This window comes from Dolichospermum sp. LEGE 00246, assembly GCF_015207865.1.
GTDB lineage: Bacteria > Cyanobacteriota > Cyanobacteriia > Cyanobacteriales > Nostocaceae > Dolichospermum > Dolichospermum heterosporum.
Genome location: NZ_JADEWA010000703.1, coordinates 1 through 1715, shown reverse-complemented (window position 1 = coordinate 1715; position 1715 = coordinate 1). Strand labels below are relative to the sequence as shown.

The 1715-nt window shown below is 37.2% G+C and carries 1 protein-coding gene; it reads left to right on the top strand.

Annotated elements, in window-relative coordinates; translation table 11 throughout:
* The first annotated feature begins 456 nt into the window (after window positions 1-456).
* Entirely contained in the window at window positions 457-969 is a 513-nt protein-coding gene (locus IQ228_RS25750) for an RNA-binding protein (protein WP_027402959.1), read from the top strand.
* Window positions 970-1715 lie beyond the last annotated feature (746 nt).

The window sequence follows — 1715 nt, the reverse complement described above, 5'->3', positions numbered from 1 at the left end:
CCCTGCCCCCTGCCCCCTGCCTCTTATCTTTTGCCCCTTGCCTTAAAAATGTGTTTTATGTTACGATGAAGCAATACTATTGGCTATTAGCGGAAAAGTTTCTGCTGAACTAGCTACGTAGAAAATACCATAATGTTAAGGAATGGTATTTTGTTCTGCGGGCAAGAATTAAGAAGAATGAATTTACTGTGGTGGATAGTTGGCTATTAAATTAACAATTCCTAAAATTAAAGTGATATTAGCCCACGATTGCATAATTGCTTTCGTGGCGAATAAGCTTGATCCCAACAAAAAAACTGTATTCTATAAGTTGATAGCATGACTCACGCCACGCTACAATATCGGATTGCAGAAATTGGTTTGTGGCAGTTTTAGTCCATAGTATCTATTCAAAAACCAAAGCCAATTTATTGTTTTTGTCTTGCCCTGTTTAATCCCAATTCGGAGGTATGTTCCATGTCCATTCGCCTATATATAGGAAATTTGCCCAAAGAAGAAATAGATCGTCAAGATTTGCAAGCTGTGTTTGCAGAAGAAGGCGATGCTGTCACCACCAAACTAATTAAAGACCGGAAAACAGGCAAATGCCGGGGTTTCGGGTTTTTAACAGTGAATAATGACGAACAAGCAGATCAAATTATTGAAAAATATAATGGTCAAATGTTCAAAGATACACCCATTAAGCTAGAAAAAGCTTTACCACGGACTAAAGGTGAGGAAGGTGAAGAACAACAACCACAACAACAAGTTCCCAAACCAATTATCCAAGGTAGTAGCGCCCCTAGTCCTAGCGGCAATAAAGAAGGTAATCGTCGGGATAGAAGTAAGAAATCTCGGCGTGGTAGCGGTGGTGGTAGTGCGCGTGAGACTGCTACTAGCGTTGATAACGAAGCTTTTCGTCCAGATCCCCGTTGGGCAGCGGATTTAGAAAAGCTAAAACAAATGCTGTCAGCACAAACTACGAACTAAATTGTCTGTTTAGTAAATATGCTTTGAGAGTAATTCTTAAAGCTTATTTTGGATTAGTGCCAGCAAGCAGGAATGTCTTTCGTCACCCAAGAAAGTCCAAATTTAATCAACAAGTGGTGCAGGTAGCTATATCAGGTTATCTGCACCATTTGTTTTGGCAATTTTTGCAGTTTGACCGAAAAATTTTAGATTTTGGATTGGGACTTTTCGGTACAAGTTCCCCGCCCCTTCAGGATGGAACTAATCAAAAATACTGGCTGCGCTGCGAACGCCAATCTAAAATCCTCAATCTCCACACTTGTTTGGTGGAGTCAATGCAAAATCTGTTGACGAGGTGATTACACAAAATTTGTGATTTTTTAGGAAAACTGTATCTAAATTAACAAAAATTCTCACAATGTAGGAATAGTATAAGCTAATACAATTAGCTTAATTAAATCAAGGGTTTTGAAAATGATGGGGTAATTAAGGTGATATTTTCGGCAATTTGATTTTGATGTATTGACTTTGAGGAAAATTATTTTGATTGATTGAACTTTGTAAATAATCAAGTGTAAATGTCTAACTTATGATGTGATGTGGCGTTGCTACTTCAGGTAGGTTTTATCATGGATTAACTAATATATCATGATAGATAATATCCGTTTGTCTATGTCAAAAGATAGGCAACAATATCTATCAAGGGTATTAAATATAAATATAGAAAGTGGGGAAAATTAACCAACATTTTGGCAATAGTTAAAATA

What these genes read in the sequence shown, in the direction of transcription:
- IQ228_RS25750 (WP_027402959.1), top strand. Translation starts at nt 457, where the DNA reads ATGTCCATTCGCCTATATATAGGAAATTTGCCCAAAGAAGAAATAGAT.